Annotated in this window: 19 protein-coding genes and 1 pseudogene; 9 read left to right on the forward strand and 11 right to left on the reverse strand. The window is 72.1% G+C overall.

Annotation, left to right across the window (positions count from 1 at the left end; genetic code table 11):
• Positions 1 to 29: 29 nt before the first annotated feature.
• From FHX82_RS27775 to FHX82_RS27800, 6 genes are all read right to left on the reverse strand, one after another.
• Positions 30 to 623, reverse strand: a complete 594-nt coding sequence (locus FHX82_RS27775; protein WP_145933332.1) for a hypothetical protein — start codon at positions 621 to 623, stop codon at positions 30 to 32.
• Positions 526 to 1,563 (reverse strand): MvdC/MvdD family ATP grasp protein, encoded by a 1,038-nt coding sequence (locus FHX82_RS27780; protein ID WP_145933331.1) that lies wholly within the window; start codon positions 1,561 to 1,563, stop codon positions 526 to 528. The genes FHX82_RS27775 and FHX82_RS27780 overlap by 98 nt, the downstream gene beginning before the upstream one ends.
• Position 1,564: 1 nt before the next feature.
• Positions 1,565 to 1,756, reverse strand: a complete 192-nt coding sequence (locus FHX82_RS27785; protein ID WP_145933330.1) for a hypothetical protein — start codon at positions 1,754 to 1,756, stop codon at positions 1,565 to 1,567.
• 123 nt (positions 1,757 to 1,879) lie between these two features.
• Entirely contained in the window at positions 1,880 to 3,007 is a 1,128-nt protein-coding gene (locus FHX82_RS27790) for an epoxide hydrolase family protein (protein WP_229881132.1), read from the reverse strand.
• Positions 3,008 to 3,024: 17 nt separating this feature from the next.
• A complete protein-coding gene (locus tag FHX82_RS27795; RefSeq protein ID WP_145933329.1) occupies positions 3,025 to 3,612 on the reverse strand; it encodes a TetR/AcrR family transcriptional regulator in 588 nt (195 codons plus the stop codon).
• A gap of 15 nt (positions 3,613 to 3,627) precedes the next feature.
• The gene (locus FHX82_RS27800; RefSeq protein ID WP_145933328.1) at positions 3,628 to 4,620 is read right to left on the reverse strand and encodes a substrate-binding domain-containing protein; all 993 of its coding nucleotides are present in this window, start codon (positions 4,618 to 4,620) and stop codon (positions 3,628 to 3,630) included.
• Between the two features lie 94 nt (positions 4,621 to 4,714).
• Between FHX82_RS27800 and FHX82_RS27805 the strand changes: the two genes are divergently transcribed.
• Complete coding sequence (locus FHX82_RS27805; protein ID WP_145933327.1) at positions 4,715 to 5,332, forward strand: TetR/AcrR family transcriptional regulator; 618 nt, start codon at positions 4,715 to 4,717, stop codon at positions 5,330 to 5,332.
• Positions 5,333 to 5,378: 46 nt separating this feature from the next.
• Here FHX82_RS27805 and FHX82_RS27810 read toward each other — a convergent pair whose 3' ends face one another.
• Positions 5,379 to 5,978, reverse strand: coding sequence for a TetR/AcrR family transcriptional regulator (locus tag FHX82_RS27810; RefSeq protein ID WP_145933326.1), 600 nt, complete (start codon positions 5,976 to 5,978; stop codon positions 5,379 to 5,381).
• 79 nt (positions 5,979 to 6,057) lie between these two features.
• Between FHX82_RS27810 and FHX82_RS27815 the strand changes: the two genes are divergently transcribed.
• Positions 6,058 to 6,951 (forward strand): SDR family oxidoreductase, encoded by an 894-nt coding sequence (locus FHX82_RS27815; protein ID WP_145933325.1) that lies wholly within the window; start codon positions 6,058 to 6,060, stop codon positions 6,949 to 6,951.
• Between the two features lie 32 nt (positions 6,952 to 6,983).
• Here the strand turns inward: FHX82_RS27815 and FHX82_RS27820 are convergent, their stop codons facing one another.
• The gene (locus tag FHX82_RS27820; protein ID WP_145933324.1) at positions 6,984 to 7,619 is read right to left on the reverse strand and encodes a DUF6461 domain-containing protein; all 636 of its coding nucleotides are present in this window, start codon (positions 7,617 to 7,619) and stop codon (positions 6,984 to 6,986) included.
• A gap of 61 nt (positions 7,620 to 7,680) precedes the next feature.
• The gene (locus FHX82_RS27825) at positions 7,681 to 8,241 is read right to left on the reverse strand and encodes a TetR/AcrR family transcriptional regulator (RefSeq protein ID WP_145933323.1); all 561 of its coding nucleotides are present in this window, start codon (positions 8,239 to 8,241) and stop codon (positions 7,681 to 7,683) included.
• Between the two features lie 142 nt (positions 8,242 to 8,383).
• On the opposite strand from FHX82_RS27825, the gene FHX82_RS27830 reads away from it, so the two are divergent.
• Together FHX82_RS27830 and FHX82_RS27835 are read left to right on the forward strand one after the other, a co-directional pair.
• A complete protein-coding gene (locus tag FHX82_RS27830) occupies positions 8,384 to 9,832 on the forward strand; it encodes an MFS transporter (protein WP_145933322.1) in 1,449 nt (482 codons plus the stop codon).
• Between the two features lie 3 nt (positions 9,833 to 9,835).
• The gene (locus tag FHX82_RS27835) at positions 9,836 to 11,287 is read left to right on the forward strand and encodes a carboxylesterase/lipase family protein (RefSeq protein ID WP_145933321.1); all 1,452 of its coding nucleotides are present in this window, start codon (positions 9,836 to 9,838) and stop codon (positions 11,285 to 11,287) included.
• Between the two features lie 17 nt (positions 11,288 to 11,304).
• Here the strand turns inward: FHX82_RS27835 and FHX82_RS27840 are convergent, their stop codons facing one another.
• Both FHX82_RS27840 and FHX82_RS27845 read right to left on the reverse strand, forming a co-directional pair.
• Complete coding sequence (locus FHX82_RS27840; RefSeq protein WP_145933320.1) at positions 11,305 to 11,943, reverse strand: response regulator; 639 nt, start codon at positions 11,941 to 11,943, stop codon at positions 11,305 to 11,307.
• The gene (locus FHX82_RS27845) at positions 11,940 to 13,016 is read right to left on the reverse strand and encodes a sensor histidine kinase (protein ID WP_229881129.1); all 1,077 of its coding nucleotides are present in this window, start codon (positions 13,014 to 13,016) and stop codon (positions 11,940 to 11,942) included. The genes FHX82_RS27840 and FHX82_RS27845 overlap by 4 nt, the downstream gene beginning before the upstream one ends.
• A 156-nt stretch (positions 13,017 to 13,172) precedes the next feature.
• Between FHX82_RS27845 and FHX82_RS27850 the strand changes: the two genes are divergently transcribed.
• The 5 genes and pseudogenes from FHX82_RS27850 to FHX82_RS37865 form a co-directional block, all read left to right on the forward strand.
• Positions 13,173 to 13,823 (forward strand): VC0807 family protein, encoded by a 651-nt coding sequence (locus FHX82_RS27850; RefSeq protein ID WP_145933319.1) that lies wholly within the window; start codon positions 13,173 to 13,175, stop codon positions 13,821 to 13,823.
• Complete coding sequence (locus tag FHX82_RS27855; protein WP_145933318.1) at positions 13,820 to 14,014, forward strand: ferredoxin; 195 nt, start codon at positions 13,820 to 13,822, stop codon at positions 14,012 to 14,014. The genes FHX82_RS27850 and FHX82_RS27855 overlap by 4 nt, the downstream gene beginning before the upstream one ends.
• On the forward strand, positions 14,011 to 15,225 hold the full coding sequence (locus FHX82_RS27860; RefSeq protein ID WP_183176874.1) for an NAD(P)/FAD-dependent oxidoreductase: 1,215 nt from the start codon (positions 14,011 to 14,013) through the stop codon (positions 15,223 to 15,225). Before FHX82_RS27855 ends, FHX82_RS27860 begins: the two co-directional genes overlap by 4 nt.
• The gene (locus FHX82_RS27865) at positions 15,222 to 16,424 is read left to right on the forward strand and encodes a cytochrome P450 (RefSeq protein WP_145933316.1); all 1,203 of its coding nucleotides are present in this window, start codon (positions 15,222 to 15,224) and stop codon (positions 16,422 to 16,424) included. Before FHX82_RS27860 ends, FHX82_RS27865 begins: the two co-directional genes overlap by 4 nt.
• A gap of 96 nt (positions 16,425 to 16,520) precedes the next feature.
• A pseudogene (locus tag FHX82_RS37865) lies at positions 16,521 to 16,571 on the forward strand (hypothetical protein); the annotation flags it as partial.
• Between the last annotated feature and the right edge of the window lie 147 nt (positions 16,572 to 16,718).

Raw genomic sequence — 16,718 nt, forward strand, 5'->3', positions numbered from 1 at the left:
GCCGCCGTTGTCCTCAATGGACTGTCGTATCAGGACCAGACGGCCGCGATCCCGCCGAGCACGAGGAGGATGACCGCGTTGCGGAACGCCCACTGCGCCATGTGCAGCGCCTCGACCTGGCGGTTGTCGCTCTGGTAGTTCTTGATCAGCGAAGCCAGCAGTTCGAGCGCCAGATGCCGGGCGTAGGACGGGGCGCGGGACGGCACGAGGTCGTCCGGCCCGATCTTGTAGCGCCGCCGCCGTCCGTGCACGCGAAGCGCGACCAGGATGCAGTACGCGAAGTAGGCCAGGGCCAGCAGGTAGGCGACGACCAGCAGGGAGCTCCCGCCGGACCCGAACAGGCCCTTCTGCCCGACGGCCGTGGTCGTCAGCGACGCGGCGATGCCGGCGGCCGCCATGAGTTGGCCCGCGCGGCTGTCGATGGAGGACAGCCGGGCCTCCTGGTCCGCCCACATCTTCCGGGCTTGCTCCAGCAGTTCGCCGTCCGGGATGCGGGGATCGTCGCGCAGTTCGGCGATCCGCGTCTCATACCGCTCGAACAGGTGCGGCGGGTTGATCGTGCGGTCCCGGCGCGGCACGGGCACCACGTGCCGGAGCAGCCGGCTCGGCTCGAACCGGATCATGGTGCGACTCCTCGCTGAGCAGCTCGTCGGCGATCAGGCGCGTGAGGGGCAGGCCGCACGCGTGTTCCAGCCAGGCCCACTGCCCGCCCGGGTTGAGCTCCAGGAAGTGGTAGCGGTCCCCGGCGCGGAAAAGGTCGACCGCCGCGTACCGCAGGCCGAAGGCGGCGACCAGGTCGAGCACGCGGTTTCGGACGTCCGGCGGCAGCTCGGCCTTCCGGTACCCGACGTCGTCGTCCCGGGCCAGGCGCCAGTCCACCGCGTCCGACCGGGTGGTGATCGCCACCGCGTGGCACCGGCGGCCGATCACCGTGACCCGGACGTCTTCGCCGGTCAGGCGTTCCTGCGCGCAGAACGGCGTCGTCATGGCCGGGGCGCCGGCATCGGGGGCGGTCAACGCGGCGGTGTACACCGACACCGCGTGTTCGCCGACGGTGAAGCGGCGACCGGTGACCGGTTTGGCGACCGAGTCGGGATGCGCCCGGCAGTGGTCGCGGACGGCCCGCAGGTCGTTGGTCAGGACCGTGGCGGGCACCGCGAAACCGAGCCGGGCCGCCAGCCGCAGCTGCCGGGCCTTGCCCGACGCCGCGGTGACCGCGTCCGGATGGTTCATCCACTTCACCGGTGGTGCGCAGGCGAGGACACCGGTCAGGAGGTCGGCGGACTCGTCGAGGACGTACCGGTCCGCGTCGTTCCCGGCCTGCCGCGGAAAGCGGAGCCCGCGGCACCAGACCCGCGCTTCCCCGCGCAGGAGCGCGGAGGCGTCCTCGCCGTCGAGCGCCAGTGTCCCGGCCACGGGATCGAAGACGACCGAGGCCTGCCGCGGGAACAGGTCGACGTTGAACCGCCGGAACGGCACCGCCCGGCGGTGCAGTTCGAGGGCGACGAGGTCGTCGGCGCGGTCCGTCGTCCGGCTGATCAGGAACACCGCCCCGGGCGGCATCTCAGTCTTCGTTTCCCTCGATGGTGTCCGATTTCAGGTGGCTGAGCGCGGAGAGCGCCACCGGCCGGCTCTCGTGCACCCACACCTGCAGGCCGGCCGAGTAGTGCCCCGGTTCCGCGGCCACGCGGAGTTCGGTGAGACCGGCGAACGCCGGCCCGGAGTCGCGCAACTCGTCGAGCGGGCTCGCGGGCATCGTGGTCCTCCTCGTCGCGGGGTCGCCTCTCCGGCGAAGGATCGCGACACCGGCCGGCCTCGTTACACGGCATCACCCGATCGCCGCCACAAAGGACGGTCAGCAGCCCGAAGAGGATGGTGGTCAACGGAACGCGCGGAAGAACTCGGTGATGTCGTGTGCGAGCAGGCCGGGTTCCTCGTGGGCGGCGAAGTGGCCGCCGCGGGGCATATGCGTGTAGCGCGCGACGTTGTACGTCCGCTCGGCCCAGCTCCGGGGCGGGCGGCTCAGGTCGGCCGGGAACAGGGCGACCGCCGTGGGCACGGTCACCCGCTCCACGCGGTGGGTCAGGCCGTGGGCGTACTCGTAGTAGGGCCGGAAGGAAGTTGAGATCGTGCCGGTGAACCAGTAGAGAGACGCCTGGGTGAGCACGAAGTCGTCGCTGAAGCGGGTGGACAGGTCGCCGCCGCAGTCGCTCCACGCGCGGTACTTCTCGACGAGCCAGGCGAGCAGGCCGGCCGGTGAGTCGGCCAGGCCCTGGCTCAGCGTGAGCGGGCGGGTGCTCTGCTGGTGCTGGTAGCCACCCTCGTCGGCCTGCCACGCCGCCACGGAATCGAGGTGGTCCCGTTCCTCCCGCGTGAGGGCGGCCGGGTCGTAGCCGGCCGGGGCGGCCACGGCCAGCAGGTGGATGCCGACGACGGCCTCGGGATGCGCCTCGGCGAGCCGGGAGGTGACACCGGCACCCAGGTCTCCGCCGTGCGCCGCGTACCGGTCGAAGCCGAGTTCGTCGCGCATCAGGCGGTGCCACAGCTCATGGGTCTGCTCGGTGAGGGCGGGCCGCTGGGGTGAGAACCCGAAGCCGGGCAGCGAAGGCACGATCACGGTGAAGGCGTCCTCGGCGGCTCCGCCGTACCGGGACGGGGACGCCAGCCGGTCGGCCAGCGCGGTGAGTTCGAGGACGGAGCTGGGCCAGCCGTGCGTGAGGACGATCGGGAGCGCGTCCGGGCGTTCGCCGTCGAAGCGGAGGTAGTGCACCGGTGTTCCGTCGAGGTCGGCGAAGAACGAGGGAAGGGCGTTGAGCGCGGCTTCGTGGGCGCGCCAGTCGTAGTCACCGGCCCAGTACGCGACAAGGCGGCGGAGCTCGGCAGGGTCGGTCCCGGCCTCCCAGCCGCCGACCGGCCAGCGCTCAGCCCATCGCGTACTGCGCAGCCGGGCGCGAAGGTCGGCCAGTTCGGCGTCGCTGACAGCGAGCACGGGCGGGGTGTTCGGCACGATGTTCTCCTTGCTGTTCACTGCTCGGGTCCGGCGACCGTGCCGAGGGCCTGCGTGATCGCCGCCCGCGTCGCCTGCGGTGGCTCCGGCTCCGCCGCGAGAAGGGCGTGCAGGATCAGCCCTTCGAGCAAGGCGTCCAGGCGGGCGGCGACCTCCGGCCCGGTGAAACGGGCGAGCACGGCCCGGCTGTGCCGGGTCCACTCCTGGGTGAGCGCACGCAGCCCGGGGTTGCGCAGCGCCGCCAGGTGCAGCTCGAAGCCGAGGACCGCACTGCGGTGCCGCGACGGTCCTTGCCGGACGAGTTCCACCAGGACGTCGACCAGCTCCTCGCGCGTGCCCACCCCGCTGAACAGGTCCTCGAACTCCACGGTCCGTTGTGCCACGTACCGGGCGAACGCCTGCGCCTGCAGCTCGGCCAGGCTCGAAAAGTGGTAGGTGACCGACCCCAGCGGCACGTCGGCCCGCGCGGCCACCTTCCGGTGCGTGATACCGGCGGCCCCGTCCGTGACGAGCACGTCGAGAGCGCTGTCGAGGATACGTTCCCGGCGCTCGGGATCGTGCCTGCGCACCCGTCGCGCCGCCCCGGGAGAGCCCGCCGCACCCATAGGAACAAATGTACGCTAGGTGTCGAGCAGTGCCGGGACGAAGATGTCCTCGCTGGTCAGCAGGCGCTTCGAGAGGCCCTGTTCGTGGTGGTACCGCAGGAAGGTGTCGACAGCCTTGCGGTTCGCCGCCACGCCGTAGGGCCACCAGTCCTCGCCGAGCAACGCCCTGTTCTCCTCGAAGTGCTTGCTGAACCACGGGGTGACGACGGCCATGTGCTGTTTCAGCGCCCCCTGGCGGTACTTCCGCTGGGTGATCTCCTTGGCGTCGCAGAAGGCGCGATAAATCGACTTCATCAGGCCGGTCCGCGTCGCCAGTTCCCGCGGGACCGCGACGACGTGCATCGGCGGGAAGATCCCCGTGCGCCGGTAGTAGTCGCGCTCCACGGTCTCGTAGCCGGGGAAGAGCCGGGCGATCTTCGGCGAGCCGTTCAGCAGCGCCCGCGGGACGTCGACCGAGATCAGCGCGTCGATTTCGCCCGACTCCAGCATCGCGCCCAGGGTTTCCCCCTCCCCCGCGTGCCGCACGTCCACGCCGTCCGGCACCGGCTGCGGAACCCAGTCGAATGCCGGAATCGGGTGGTCCGTGCCGCCGATGACCCAGCGGGCCTGCCCGGGATCCAGGCCGTGCTCGTCGGAGAAGATGCCCTTGATCCACACCCCCGGGTCGTGCCCGAACAGGGCGAACTCGCCGATCGTCCGGCCCGCCAGGTCCTCCGGCCGCTCGATCCCCGCCGCGGTGTTCACGAAGACCGCGGAGTGGCGGAAGTTGCGGTTCGGGAAGACCGGCAGCGCGAGGAACGGCGAATCCGCCAGGTCGAAGGTCCGCAGGAAGTACGTCAGGCCGTACTCGGCGACGTCGTAGTGCCCCTCGGCCATCCGCCGGAAGATGTCCGACACCAGCGGTGCCGACTCGAAGGTGGCCTCCGCCCCGTCGATCCGCACGCGGCCGTCGAACAGGGCCTCGGTGTGCTCGTAGACGGAGGTGGCGATCCTCAGTGCCGCGCTCATCCGGCTTCCTTTCGTGAATGACCTTTCACTATTAGGGTCAACCCGCGAGGGACCATCTGTCAAGGTGAATGACCATTTACGGAAGGGGGCGGCCATGCCGCGGATAACACCCGAGCACCGCGAGGCGAGGCGCGCGGAAATCGTGGCGGCGGCGCGCCGCTGCTTCTCCCGCGACGGTTTCCACCAGACCTCGATGCCCGACATCGCCACCGAGGCCGGCGTCTCGGCGGGCGCGCCGTACCGCTACTTCGCGAGCAAGGAGGAGATCATCCTCGCCATCGCCGGAGACGCGTTCCGGCTGGTCTTCGGACCGGTCGAACGGCTGGCCGCCACCACGGAGGTGGCCTCCGTCGGGGACCTGGTGGCGGCCGCGCTCGACGCACTGAGCGCCGAGACGGTCACCGACGCCGCGGGGCGCGCGGTGCCGGTCGAGGAACTGCTGCGCTGCGCGGTGCAGACGTGGTCGGAGCTGCTGCGCAACGAGGCCGTGCGCGCTCGCGCCGTCGAAGGCTTCGAGTCCGTACGCCGTGGCATCGCCGATGCGTTGCGCCGGGGGCAAGAAGCAGGCGCGGTGCTGTCCACTGTGGAGCCCGAGCGTGGCGCACGCGTGGTGATGGGCCTGCTGCACGGGTTCCTGCTCCAGCGCGTGGCCTTCGACCTCACCGACACGACCGGATTCACCGACGACATCAGGATGCTGCTCGAAGGCTGAGACGGGCGGCACGTGGTGACCTGCGTGCCCGGCGCCACCGTCGAGGTCAACGGCCGGACCCGTGCTGCGTGCCGCCCGCGCCGAGGCCGCTCAGGATCGACGCCAGTTCGCTGAGGCCGTCGCGGAACAGGGTCGGTAGGTCCTGGTGCCGGGGGTCGGCGATCCAGCGGTCGAACGCATTGCGGAACACGGCCATGGCGGTGTCCGCGGCCAGCGTCGCCGCCGGCTGCGGGGTGCCGCGTTCGCGTAGGGCCTCGGCCATTCCGGCGGCGAGTTCGGCGTGCTTGCTCAGGTCCCGCTCGCGCAGTTCGACGTGGGCCGCCAGGAGGTCGTGCCGCGTCAGGGCCGCGTCCGGGTGCTGCTGGATGATCGCGCAGCGCTGTTCCAGCGCGGCGGCGACCGCGTCGATGGGGGACGTGCCCTCTGGCGCCTCGGCGATGGCCACCACCGCCTCCCGCTGCGCCGTCTCCACGGCGTGGAAGAACACCTCACGCTTGTCGGGGAACAGCCGGAAGAACGACCGCTCGTGCATCCCGGCGCGGGCCGCGATCTGTGCCCCCGTGGTCTGGTCGAAACCCTGGGCGGCGAACAGCTCGACCGCGGCCTTGGCCAGTCTGCCGCGCGGATTCGGCTCCCATCGACCCATGCCCCCAGTCTAGGCGATAGCAGTGACTGCTATCGCGGTGCTAGAGTCATAGCAGTCACTGCTATCACGGAGGTTCGACATGAAGGTGTTCGTCACCGGCGCCAGCGGCGGGATCGGTTCCCTGCTCGTGCCCGAACTGCTCGCCAACGGGCACGAAGTGCTGGGCCTGGCCCGCTCCGACGCCTCGGCGAAGAAGATCACCGACTCGGGTGCCGGCGTGCTCCGCGGCGACGTGACCGACCCGGAAACCCTGCGCACCGGGGCCGCCGAGGCGGACGCGGTCGTCCACGTCGCCTTCAACCACAGCCCTGACCTCTCCCGGTCGGTCGCCGACGAGGCCCGGGCGATCGAGACGTTCGGCGCCGCGCTGGAAGGGACCGGCAAGGCGCTGCTCATCGCCTCCGGCACCCCGATCGTGCCCGGACGCCTTGCCACGGAAGAGGATCCGTCCGTCGACACCGGACCCTTGGCCGCGACCCCGCTGGGCAGGCGCGGCCGGACCGCCCAGTACACCCTCGACCTCGCCGGCAAGGGCGTCCGGTCCGTGGTCGTGCGCCTGCCTCGCTCGGTGCACTACCGCGGCCACCGGTACGGGTTCGCCTCCTCGCTCATCGCGGCCGCCCGCCGCACCGGGGTCTCCGGCTACGTGGGCGACGGCACCCAGCGCTGGCCCGCCGTGCACCACCTCGACGCGGTCCGGCTGTTCCGGCTGGCCCTGGAACAGGCCGGGCCGGGCACGGTCGTGCACGCGGTCGCCAACGAGGGCGACCCCATGCGCAGCCTCGCCACGGTCATCGGCGAGCAACTCGGCGTGCCCGTCGAGTCCGTGCCCGCCGAGCAGTTCGGCCCCGTCGGCGCCGTCTACGCGATCGACCAGCCGGCGTCCAGCGAACTGACCCGCGAGAAGTTCGGGTGGCAGCCCACCCACCCGAGCCTGCTCGACGACCTGGCGGCCGGGAACTATCCGGAGTGAGCCGGCCGCACCATCCACTTCGGACGGTTCACTCAAGCCCGGTATTCCACGATCGCCCCCAGCACCGGGCCGCTGATGTCCGGCACCCGCGGTTCCAGTCCGAGGTAGTCGCAGGCGACCTGCAGCAGGTCGACGCGCCCGTCGCCGAAGTCCGCGGGCGCCGGGTCGTCCTCGGTCCAGGGCTTGAGGGCGTCGTAGGTCAGCTCGATCAGCCGTCCGGCCAGTTCGCCGTCGCCACCTTCGACGACCTCCGGTTCGTCACCGTCGATGAACGCCGCTTTGCCGCCGTCCCGGTAGACGGTCAGCTCCTCCTTGAGACTGGTGGGGCTGAGGTAGACGTTGACGGCCTCCGTGCCCCGCGACACCGGCCCGGCCCACTCCGGCAGGCGCCCCCGGTATCCGAGATCCTCGACCAGAACGACGTGCTCCCCCAGGCCGAACGCGGCGGCGACCCCGATGACGAAGCGGGCGGGCGCCTGTGCACGGAGCTCGACCGCGAACTCGGGCCACGTCGCGGTCCGGAGAGCCGCGCCATCGACGCCCAGGCGGTGCAGCGCTTCGCGTGGCTCCACTCCCCGTACCAGGGTGATGCAGTAACCCTCGTCGAGGGCGAGTCCGGCCTCGCCCACCCAGTCCGAGGAGTAGCCGGCACCCGCCGACTCCGTCATCCCGCCTCCTTGAGGTTCTGTCCGATCCGGTGCGAGCACCAGGAAACACCATCTTCTGAGCTCAACGCCCGGCCACGAGCCCGTCGAGCATGACCTGGATGATCGGTTCGAGGTAGTCCGGGGTGCCGTGGATCTTGGCGATGGCGACGATCAGGTCGAAGACCTGCTCCAGCGTGACGTCGTCGCGGACCTCACCGGCCTGCTGCGCGGCGGTCAGCAGCGGGCGCCCGGCGTCGAGTGCCTGCGCACGGCGGCTGGCCGGGCCGTCCCCGCCGGTGTGCTCCAGCAGTTCGGAGACGATCAGGCGCTTGTGGGAGATGAAGTCGAACTGCAGGCGCAGCCAGGTGATGAGCGCCGCTCCCGGCGACTGACCGTCTTCGATCACCGCAGCTTCGCAGATGGCGTCGACCTCGTCGGCGTAGAGGGCTTCGAGCAGTTCCCGCCGGCCGGGGAAGTTGCGGTAGAGCGTGGCCATCCCGACGCCCGCGCGCCGGGCGACCTCGGCCATGGAGATGCCGGTGTCGCCGTCGGCGAAAGCCGCGCGGGCGGCGGCCAGGATCTTGTCGCGGTTGCGCTCGGCGGCGGCCCGCCGGGTGGGGAAGGCCGTCTTGTCCGCTGTCATCACTCTTCTCCGATCCACATCGCCCCGTGTGCTCACTCTGGGGCCCGGCGCGTCCGACCCCCTCGGTGGACAGCCTATCCGGCATCGGCGTACCTTTGCCGGATAGGCTGTCCGGCATTGGTCAGTGCAGAGGAGCGTCCCCATGCCTCACGAAGGTTCCCGAGGAACGACGGTCACGCCGTCCGGCCCTCCCGCCGCGCAGGAGGTCGCCAGACCCCGCGTGCCCCTGGCGGCCGTCGCCGCGATCGCGTGCGTCGCGCAGTTCATGGTGGTGCTCGACTCCAGCATCGTGAACGTGGCACTGCCGTCGATGAAGACCGGGCTCGGCCTGTCGGCCACCGCGCAGCAGTGGGTGGTCAACGGCTATCTGGTCGCCTTCGGCGGTCTGCTGCTGCTGGCCGCGCGCGCCGGCGACCTGTTCGGCCGCCGCCGGGTCTTCCACCTCGGCCTGGTCGTGTTCACGGCCGCCAGCCTCCTCGGGGGCCTGGCCACCGAGGGGTGGATGCTGCTGGCGGCGCGCGTGGTCCAGGGTGCGGGTGCCGCCGCGCTCGCCCCGTCCAGCCTGAGCCTGATCACCGCCAGCCACACCGAACCCGCGCAACGGACCCGCGCGATGACGTGGTGGGGTGTCGCCGCCTCCAGCGCCGGTGCGGCCGGCATCGTGCTCGGCGGCCTGCTGACCGCCTCGCTGAGCTGGCGGTGGGTGATGCTCGTCAACGTGCCCATCGGCGCCGGCCTGCTCGTGGCCGGCCTGTTCTGCCTGCGGCCCTCGGCGTCCTCCGTGACACGGTCCCGGATGGACGTGCCGGGTGCCGTGACGGTCACCCTGGCCGCCGCCGCACTCGTCTACGGCGTGTCGATCGCTCCGGACCACGGCTGGGGGTCCGGCCAGGTCCTCGCGCTGCTGGCCGCCGGGATCGTGCTGCTCGCCGCGTTCGTGGCGATCGAGCGCCGCACCGGCGAGCCGCTCATCCCGCCGGACATCTTTTCCGTCCACAACGTGCGCATCGGCAACCTGCTGACCCTGTGCATGGGCGTGGTGATCACCTCGCCGCTGTTCTTCCTCTCGCTGTACCTGCAGCAGGTGCTCGGCGAAAGCGCGCTGAGGACCGGGGTGTCGCTGCTGCCGATGGTCTCCGTCATCAGCATCGGTGTCCTCGTCTCCCAGAAGCTGATCCCCGCGCTCGGCCCCCGGCCGATGGTGGTCGCCGGTTGCCTGGTCGCCGCCGCGGGGTTGGTGTGGCTGGGCCGGCTCCCCGCTGACGCCGGGTACGTCAGCCACATCCTGCTCCCCACCGTGGTCGTCGGGGCGGGAACGAGCCTGACGATGATGCCGGCGATCGTCGCCGCCACCACCGGGGTCGCCCCACGCAACGCCGGGGTCGCCTCAGGCCTGCTGAACATGTGCCGCCAGCTCGGCGCGGCCCTCGGCCTGGCCGCGCTGGTCACCGTCGCCGCCACCGTGACCCACGACAGTCCCGCGGCGGGTTCCGCGGCTGTCGTGGACGGCTACCGCGTCGCGTTCTACATCATCGCCGCGGCGAGCATCGTCACCGCCCTGCTTTCGTTGCTGCTCAAGGGAAAGCGGTAAATCATGTCCGTCCACACCAGACAGGGTCGCGTTCAGGGCCTGGAACGCGACGGCTGCAGGCAGTTCCTCGGCATCCCCTACGCCGCCGCGCCCTATCCCCAGCACGCGTTCGACCCTCCCCGGCCTCTCGAACCCTGGGACGGCGTGTTCGAGGCCACCGCGCCCGGCGCGACGGCGGCACATCCCCACGTCGCACAGGAACTGTTCCCCGATCCCGTCGTCGAGGGCCCCAACCCGTTGAACCTGAACGTGTACGCGCCCGCGGACGCCGACGGCCGCCACCCGGTCCTGGTGTGGCTGCACGGCGGCGGATTCTTCAGCGGAGGCAACGCCAGCCCCTGGTACACCGGGGAGTCCTTCGCCCGGGACGGCATCGTGCTCGTGGTGCCGAACTACCGCCTCGCCGCCGAAGGGTTCATGCTCCTGGACGACGGGATCGCCAACCGTGCCCTGCTCGACATCACGATGGCGCTGCAGTGGGTCCGCGACAACATCGGAGCCTTCGGCGGGGACCCGGCCAACGTCACCGTCGCCGGGCAGTCCGCCGGAGCCACCGCCACCCTCGCCCTCTCCGGCTGCCCCGGCGCACGAGGACTGTTCCGCCGCCTGGCCGCGATGAGCGCCGGCACGCCGTTGCTCTCCTCCCTCACCCGGACCCAGCTGCTGTCCGAGGATTTCGCCGCGCTGCTCGGCACGCCCCGCACCCGCTCCGCGCTCACCGGCGCACCGGTGCGGAAGCGCCTGGAGCTGGAGGCCACCTGGTTGCCCGCGGAGGTCCGGACACCCCCGGCCGACGTCGGCGACCGTGCCCGGCGCGTCCGGCGTGAATCCCTGCGCTGGCAGCCCACCCTGGACGGAACCGTCGTCTCCGCCTCGCCGCACGACGCTCTCACCGCGGGAACCATCGACGCGCTCATGATCGGCACCACGGTCGAGGAGTGGAACTTCATGCTCGGTCAGCTGGAACCCGCCCCCTCCGCCGAGGCGTGCCGGCAGGGATTCGCCAACCTCGGGTTCACCGGCCAGGACCTCGCGGACTACCTGAGCGCCTTGGCAACGGACAACCCCGGTCACGCTCTCGCGCAAGCTCTGACCGACCGCACCTTCCGCACGCCCGCCCGCGACCTCGCCGACGCGGCCGCGAAGGCGGGGATTCCCACGTACGCCTACCAGTTCGCCTGGCCCACGCCGCTGTTCGGTGCCGCGCACTGCGCCGACCTCCCGTTCGTCTTCGACCACCTCGACGCTCCCGGAGCAGCCGACCTGCTGGGACCGGGCGCACCGGCTCACCTGGCCACCGCCCTGCACGAGGCACTCGTGCGCTTCGCGCGCGACGGCAGTCCCGGCTGGAGCCCCTATCGCACCGAAACCCGCCCGGTCATGGTGTTCGACGAGGAGATCCGCGAGATCCCCGACGCCCTCAACCTCCCGCCCCACCAGCTACGGCGGGCGTAGCAGCACACACCCCGGGTTCAACGGGAGTTCAGCGCGTACCGGACGGCGTCGGCGCGGTTGCGGAACCCGGCTTTCGCGAACAGGTTGTTGATGTGCGTCTTCACCGTCGCCTCGGAGATCACCAGTTCGGCCGCGATCTCCGCGTTGCGCAGGCCCTCGCCGATCAGCCCGAGGATCTCGCGTTCCCGCGCGGTGAGGCCGAACTCGTCCCGTGCGCGCCGGGGCGAGCGCGTGGCCAGGGTCAGCAGGCGGCGCTGGACCTCCGGAGCCAGGACGGTCTGCCCCTGCGCCGCGGTGCGCACGGCGTTGAGGATCGTCGCGCGGTCGGCGTCCTTGGTCAGGTAACCGGTGGCGCCGGCCTGCAGCGCGGCCAGGATGGACTCGTCGTCGTCGAACGTGGTGAGCACGAGCACGGCGGTGCCCGGCGCGGCCGCGCGGATGCGTTCGGTGGCCCCGACCCCGCCCAGCACCGGCATGTTGAGGTCCATCAGCACGACGTCCGGCCGGTGCTCCTCGACCGCCCGCACCGCCGCCTCGCCGTCGGCCGCGCCCGCCACCACGTGCACGTCGGCGGCGAGATCGAGCATCACCACGAGCGCCTCGCGCACGGTGGCCTGGTCGTCGGCCACGACGAGGGTGATCGGTGCGGGGTTCATCGGGGCAGCTCCAGTTCCACGGTCCAGCCGTCGCCGTCCGGCCCGGCTTCGAGAGTTCCCCCGAGCAGCGCGGCGCGTTCGCGCATACCCACCAGCCCCAGGCTGGTGCCGTCGGCGAAGTCGGCGCGTTTCTCGGTGGCGAGTCCATTGTGCACAGTCAGCCGCAGGCCGTTCCCGCGGCACTCCAGCCGCACGGACACCGGCGCGCCCGGCGCGTGCTTCGCCGCGTTCGTCACGGCTTCCTGCGCGGTCCGCAGCACGGTGTGGGCCGCCTCGGTGCCGATGTCCCGGGTCGAACCCGAAATCGTGACGTCCTCGGTCAGTGCACGCAGGGACTGCGCGAGCGGCAACGCTCCTTCCCGCAGGGCGTGCACCGCGCGCCGCGTCTCGGCCATGCTGTCGACGGCGAGTGCGCGGGCCTTGCGCACGGCGGCGTCCGCCTCTTCGCCGCGGCCGCTTTCCCGCAGCGCGTCGGCCATGTCCAGCTGCAGCGCGATCCCGGACAGCGAGTGCCCGAGGACGTCGTGGATCTCCCGCGCGATGCGGCCGCGCTCGGCCAGCGCGAGCGCCACGCTGCGCTCCCGTTGCGCGATGCCGAGGTACACCGGCAGCGCGACGGTGAGCGCCAGCCACCACGGCCACGGACTGGCGTCCGGGGCCAGCGCTCCGGTCACCGCGGCGAGCACCGCCGCCACCACGGCGCCGCCCACCGCGATCCCGACCGCCGCCTTGCGCGAAGCCAGCCGGTAGCCCGCCGCGCCGGCCGCGAGGTAGGCGAAGAACGGCCCGCTCGTCGTCTGCTCGGTCAGCGGCAGCAGCGCCGCGCCCGCCAGCATCGCGACCGACAGGAGGGCGGCCAACCACCCGGTGGGGAGCCGCCGCAACGGGAACAGCGCCGCGATCGCGGACGCGCAGGCCACGGCGAACACCGGCAGCGCGATGCCGGGCCACAGCATCGACGGCCACTGCACCGCGGTCCCGCCGATCGCGAACAGCAGCAGGAACCGCCGCAACAGCTGGTCGCGGGAGGCGCCGGGGCGCGTGGCCTGGTCTGGTTCGTCAGCGGCGCGCACGGCACTGAGTCTTCCATTCCCGGCGTCCGGCTGTCGTGGGCTCCCGGGTGGAGAAAGTCTCCACCCGGGATTGGCACCTCGGGCGCACGACCCGGCGCCGCGCGCTTCGTAGCTTGGGTTCACCACCCGGAAACCTTGTCCAGCGAGGAGAAAACAGTGCAGAAAACCACCGAGACCGTCCCCGGAGCGTCAGCCGCGCGCACCCTGATCAGCACGCTGGCCCTCGACGTGGGTTTGCCGGTGGCCGCGTACTTCGTCGCCGAACTGGCCGGCGCGAGCAGCTACCAGGCGCTACTGACCGGCACCCTCGTCGCCGGCGTACGGGTGCTGTGGGTCGTGGCCCGCCAGCGGCGGATCGAGCCGTTCGCGTTGTTCCTGCTCGTGTTGTTCGGCGTGGGCCTCGCGCTGGCGTTCGTCAGCGGCGACGCGCGGCTGCTGCTGGCCAAGGACGCCGCGACGTCACTGCTCGCGGGGCTGGTCATGGCGGGCAGCTGCCTGGTCCGCAAGCCGTTCGCCTACTACGCGGCCGAGCGGATGGCCCGGTCCGCCGGGCGGATCGACCAGTTCCGGGCCACGGCGAACGCGCCCGGGGAGCGGGCGCACTGGTACCGGGTCTCCCTGGTCTGGGGCGTCGGGCTGCTGGTGGACTCGCTGGTGCGGGTCGCCGCGATCTACCTGCTGCCGGTGGACCTGGCCGCCAACCTGTCGCAGGTGCTGATGGTCGCGGTGTACGCCGGGCTCGTGCCGTGGACCCTGTTCGTGACGGCTTCCCGGCGCAAGTCCGCGCCGCCGGCGGTGCGGTCGTGAAGGTGCTCGTCGACCTCAACCGCTGCCAGAGCTACGGCCAGTGCGTGTTCGCCGCCCCCGGCGTGTTCCGGTTCCGCGGCGAGGAGTCACTGGAGTACGACCACGTGCCGGACGAGACGGCCGCCCCCGAGGTGCGCCGCGCGGCGCTCGCGTGCCCCGTCGGCGCGGTCACCCTCGGGGAGGACCGGTGAAGCGGATCGTCGTGGCCGGCGCCTCGCTCACCGGACTGCGAGCGGCGGAATCGTTGCGGGCCAACGGGTTCACCGGGGAGCTGCTCATCATCGGCGCCGAACCGCACGAGCCCTACGACCGGCCGCCGCTGTCGAAGGCCGTGCTCGCCGGCCGGCTGGGCACGGACCACCTCCAGCTCCCGGTCGCCCGGGGCCTGGACGCCGGCTGGTGGCTCGGCCGCCCGGTGACCGGGCTCGACCTGACCAGCCGCGAGGTCCGGGCCGGCGCCGACCGGATCGGCTTCGACGGCCTCGTCATCGCCACGGGTGCCGGCGCCCGGCCCGGCCCGCCGGGCACGCACGTGGTCCGCACGCGTGACGACGCCGACCGGTTGCGCCGGGCCCTCGCCGGCGGGCCGCGCCGGGTGCTCGTCGTGGGCGCGGGGTTCACCGGCTCGGAAGTGGCGTCCAGCTGCGTGGATCTCGGGCTGCCGGTCACCGTCGTGCACCGCGGTGCCACCCCGATGGGAAGCGCGCTCGGCGACACCGTCGGTGCGGTCCTCGGGGCCCGGCAACGGGCGCACGGAGTCGACTTGCGGACACACACGACCTTGACCGGACTCGACGGCGGCCGCGCGACGCTCTCCGACGGCACCCGCCTGGACGCGGACGTGGTCGTCGTGGCGACCGGTTCGGTGCCGCACACCGCCTGGCTGTCCGGCAGCGGGGTCTCCGCGGGTCCGTCCGGAGTGGACTGTGACGCCGCGTGCCGCGTGCTCGACACCCACGGCGACGTCATCCCCGAGGTGTACGCCGCGGGCGATGTCGCGCGGTGGCGGCATCCGCGGTTCGAGGCGCCGCCACAACGCTTCGAGCACTGGGGCAACGCGCTCGACCAGGCCGAGGTCGCCGCGCACAACCTGTGCGGCGGCCCCCGCCGGGAGGTCACCACGCTGCCCGCGTTCTGGTCCGACCAGTTCGGTCTCAACATCAAGGCGATCGGCCTGCCGCACCTCGCCGACGACGTCATGCTCACCCAAGGCTCCTTCGAGCGCCGCTCGTTCGTCGCCGCATACGGCCGCGGCGGCGTCACGGTCGGCGCGATGGCGGTCGACTCGCCGCGGGTGCTGGACGGCTACGCGGCCCTGATCACCGAACGTGCCCCGTTCCCGCCCGCCATCGGCGCCACGGACTCGCCCGCGCTCACCACCGTTTCCGGAGGACCGGCATGAACCCCTATCCCGCAGCCCTTTCCTACGGCCGCCTGCTCGACCCCGCGCAGCGCCCCGACCCCTACCCGGTGTTCGCCGAACTGTCGCGCGAACCCGTGCAGAGGATCGACGAGCACGTCTGGGCCGTCAGCGGCCACGCCGACATCAGCCGGCTGCTGCGCGACCCGCGGCTGTCCGTGCAGGAACCCGCGGTGTTCGGCCCGGACACGCCGCTGGGCTCGGACGGCGAACCGTTCCGCGGCCCCTTCCTCCGGCAGGACCCACCGCACCACGACACCCTGCGCGCCCGGACGATGCACCAGTTCGTGCCGAGGATCCTCGGCCTGCGCCCGAAGATCGAGGCCATGGTCACGGAGCTGCTCGACGGTCTCGACGGCGCCGGCGAGCTCGACGTGGTGTCCGCGCTCGCCTACCCGCTGCCGGTCGCGGTGATCTGCGAACTGCTGGGGGTACCGCGCTCGGAGGAGCCGGTGTTCCACGACTTCGCCGCGCGCCTGACCCGCGCGCTGGACCCGCAGGAGTCGTTCACCGAGGAGGAGCTGGCGGACGTCGCGAAGACCCGCGAGGACTGGCGCGCCTACCTCACCCCGATGATCGTGCGGCGCCTCGCCGAACCCGGCGACGACCTGGTGTCGGGCCTGCTCGCCGACGGCGACCCGGCCAAGCGCATGACCATGCTCGAACTGGCGACCACGCTGGGCCTGCTGCTCATCGCGGGGCACGAGACGACGGTGAACCTGATCGCCAACGGCACGCTCGCGCTGCTGCGCGACCCGGCTGCCCTCGCTCGGCTGCGCGCCGACCCCGGCCTCGCGCCCGCCGTCGTCGAGGAGGTGCTGCGCTACGACCCGCCGGTGCAGCTGACCAGCCGCCTCACCACGGCGGAGGTGCGCATCGGCGACACGACCGTGCCCGAGGGCGATCACGTGCTCCTGCTGCTGGCCGCCGGCAACCGCGATCCGCGGCGGTTCGCAGACCCGGACCGGTTCTGGCCGGAACGCCCGGACAACCGGCACCTCGCGTTCGGTGGCGGTGTCCACTACTGCCTCGGCGCCGCGCTCGCCCGCATGGAGGGCGAGGCCGTACTCACCGCGATCGCGACGCAGCTGGCGGCACCGCGGCTGGTCGCGGATCCCCCGCCGTACCGGCCGAACACGATCCTGCGCGGCCCGGCGGAGCTGCGCGTGGCGATCGGCTGACGGTGCGCGCGAGATGTGCGTGAGTTGTAAGCGGCGGCGGTGAGTCTCGACGTACCAAGGCGTACTTCGAGAAGGGAATCCGTCGTGCATGACGTGGTGATCGCGGGGAGCGGCCCGGTCGGTCTGTTCCTCGCCTGCGAACTCGGCCTCGCGGGCTGCTCGGTGCTGGTCCTCGAACGGGAGCCGGAGCCGCATTCCCCGTGGCGGAACTTCCCGCTCGGAATGCGCGGGCTGTCGGGCGGCCCGGTCGAGGCGTTCCACCGCCGCGGGATGCTGCCGGCGTTGCTGGCCGCG

The sequence above is a fragment of the Amycolatopsis bartoniae genome, assembly GCF_014191255.1.
Classification (GTDB): domain Bacteria; phylum Actinomycetota; class Actinomycetes; order Mycobacteriales; family Pseudonocardiaceae; genus Amycolatopsis_E; species Amycolatopsis_E bartoniae.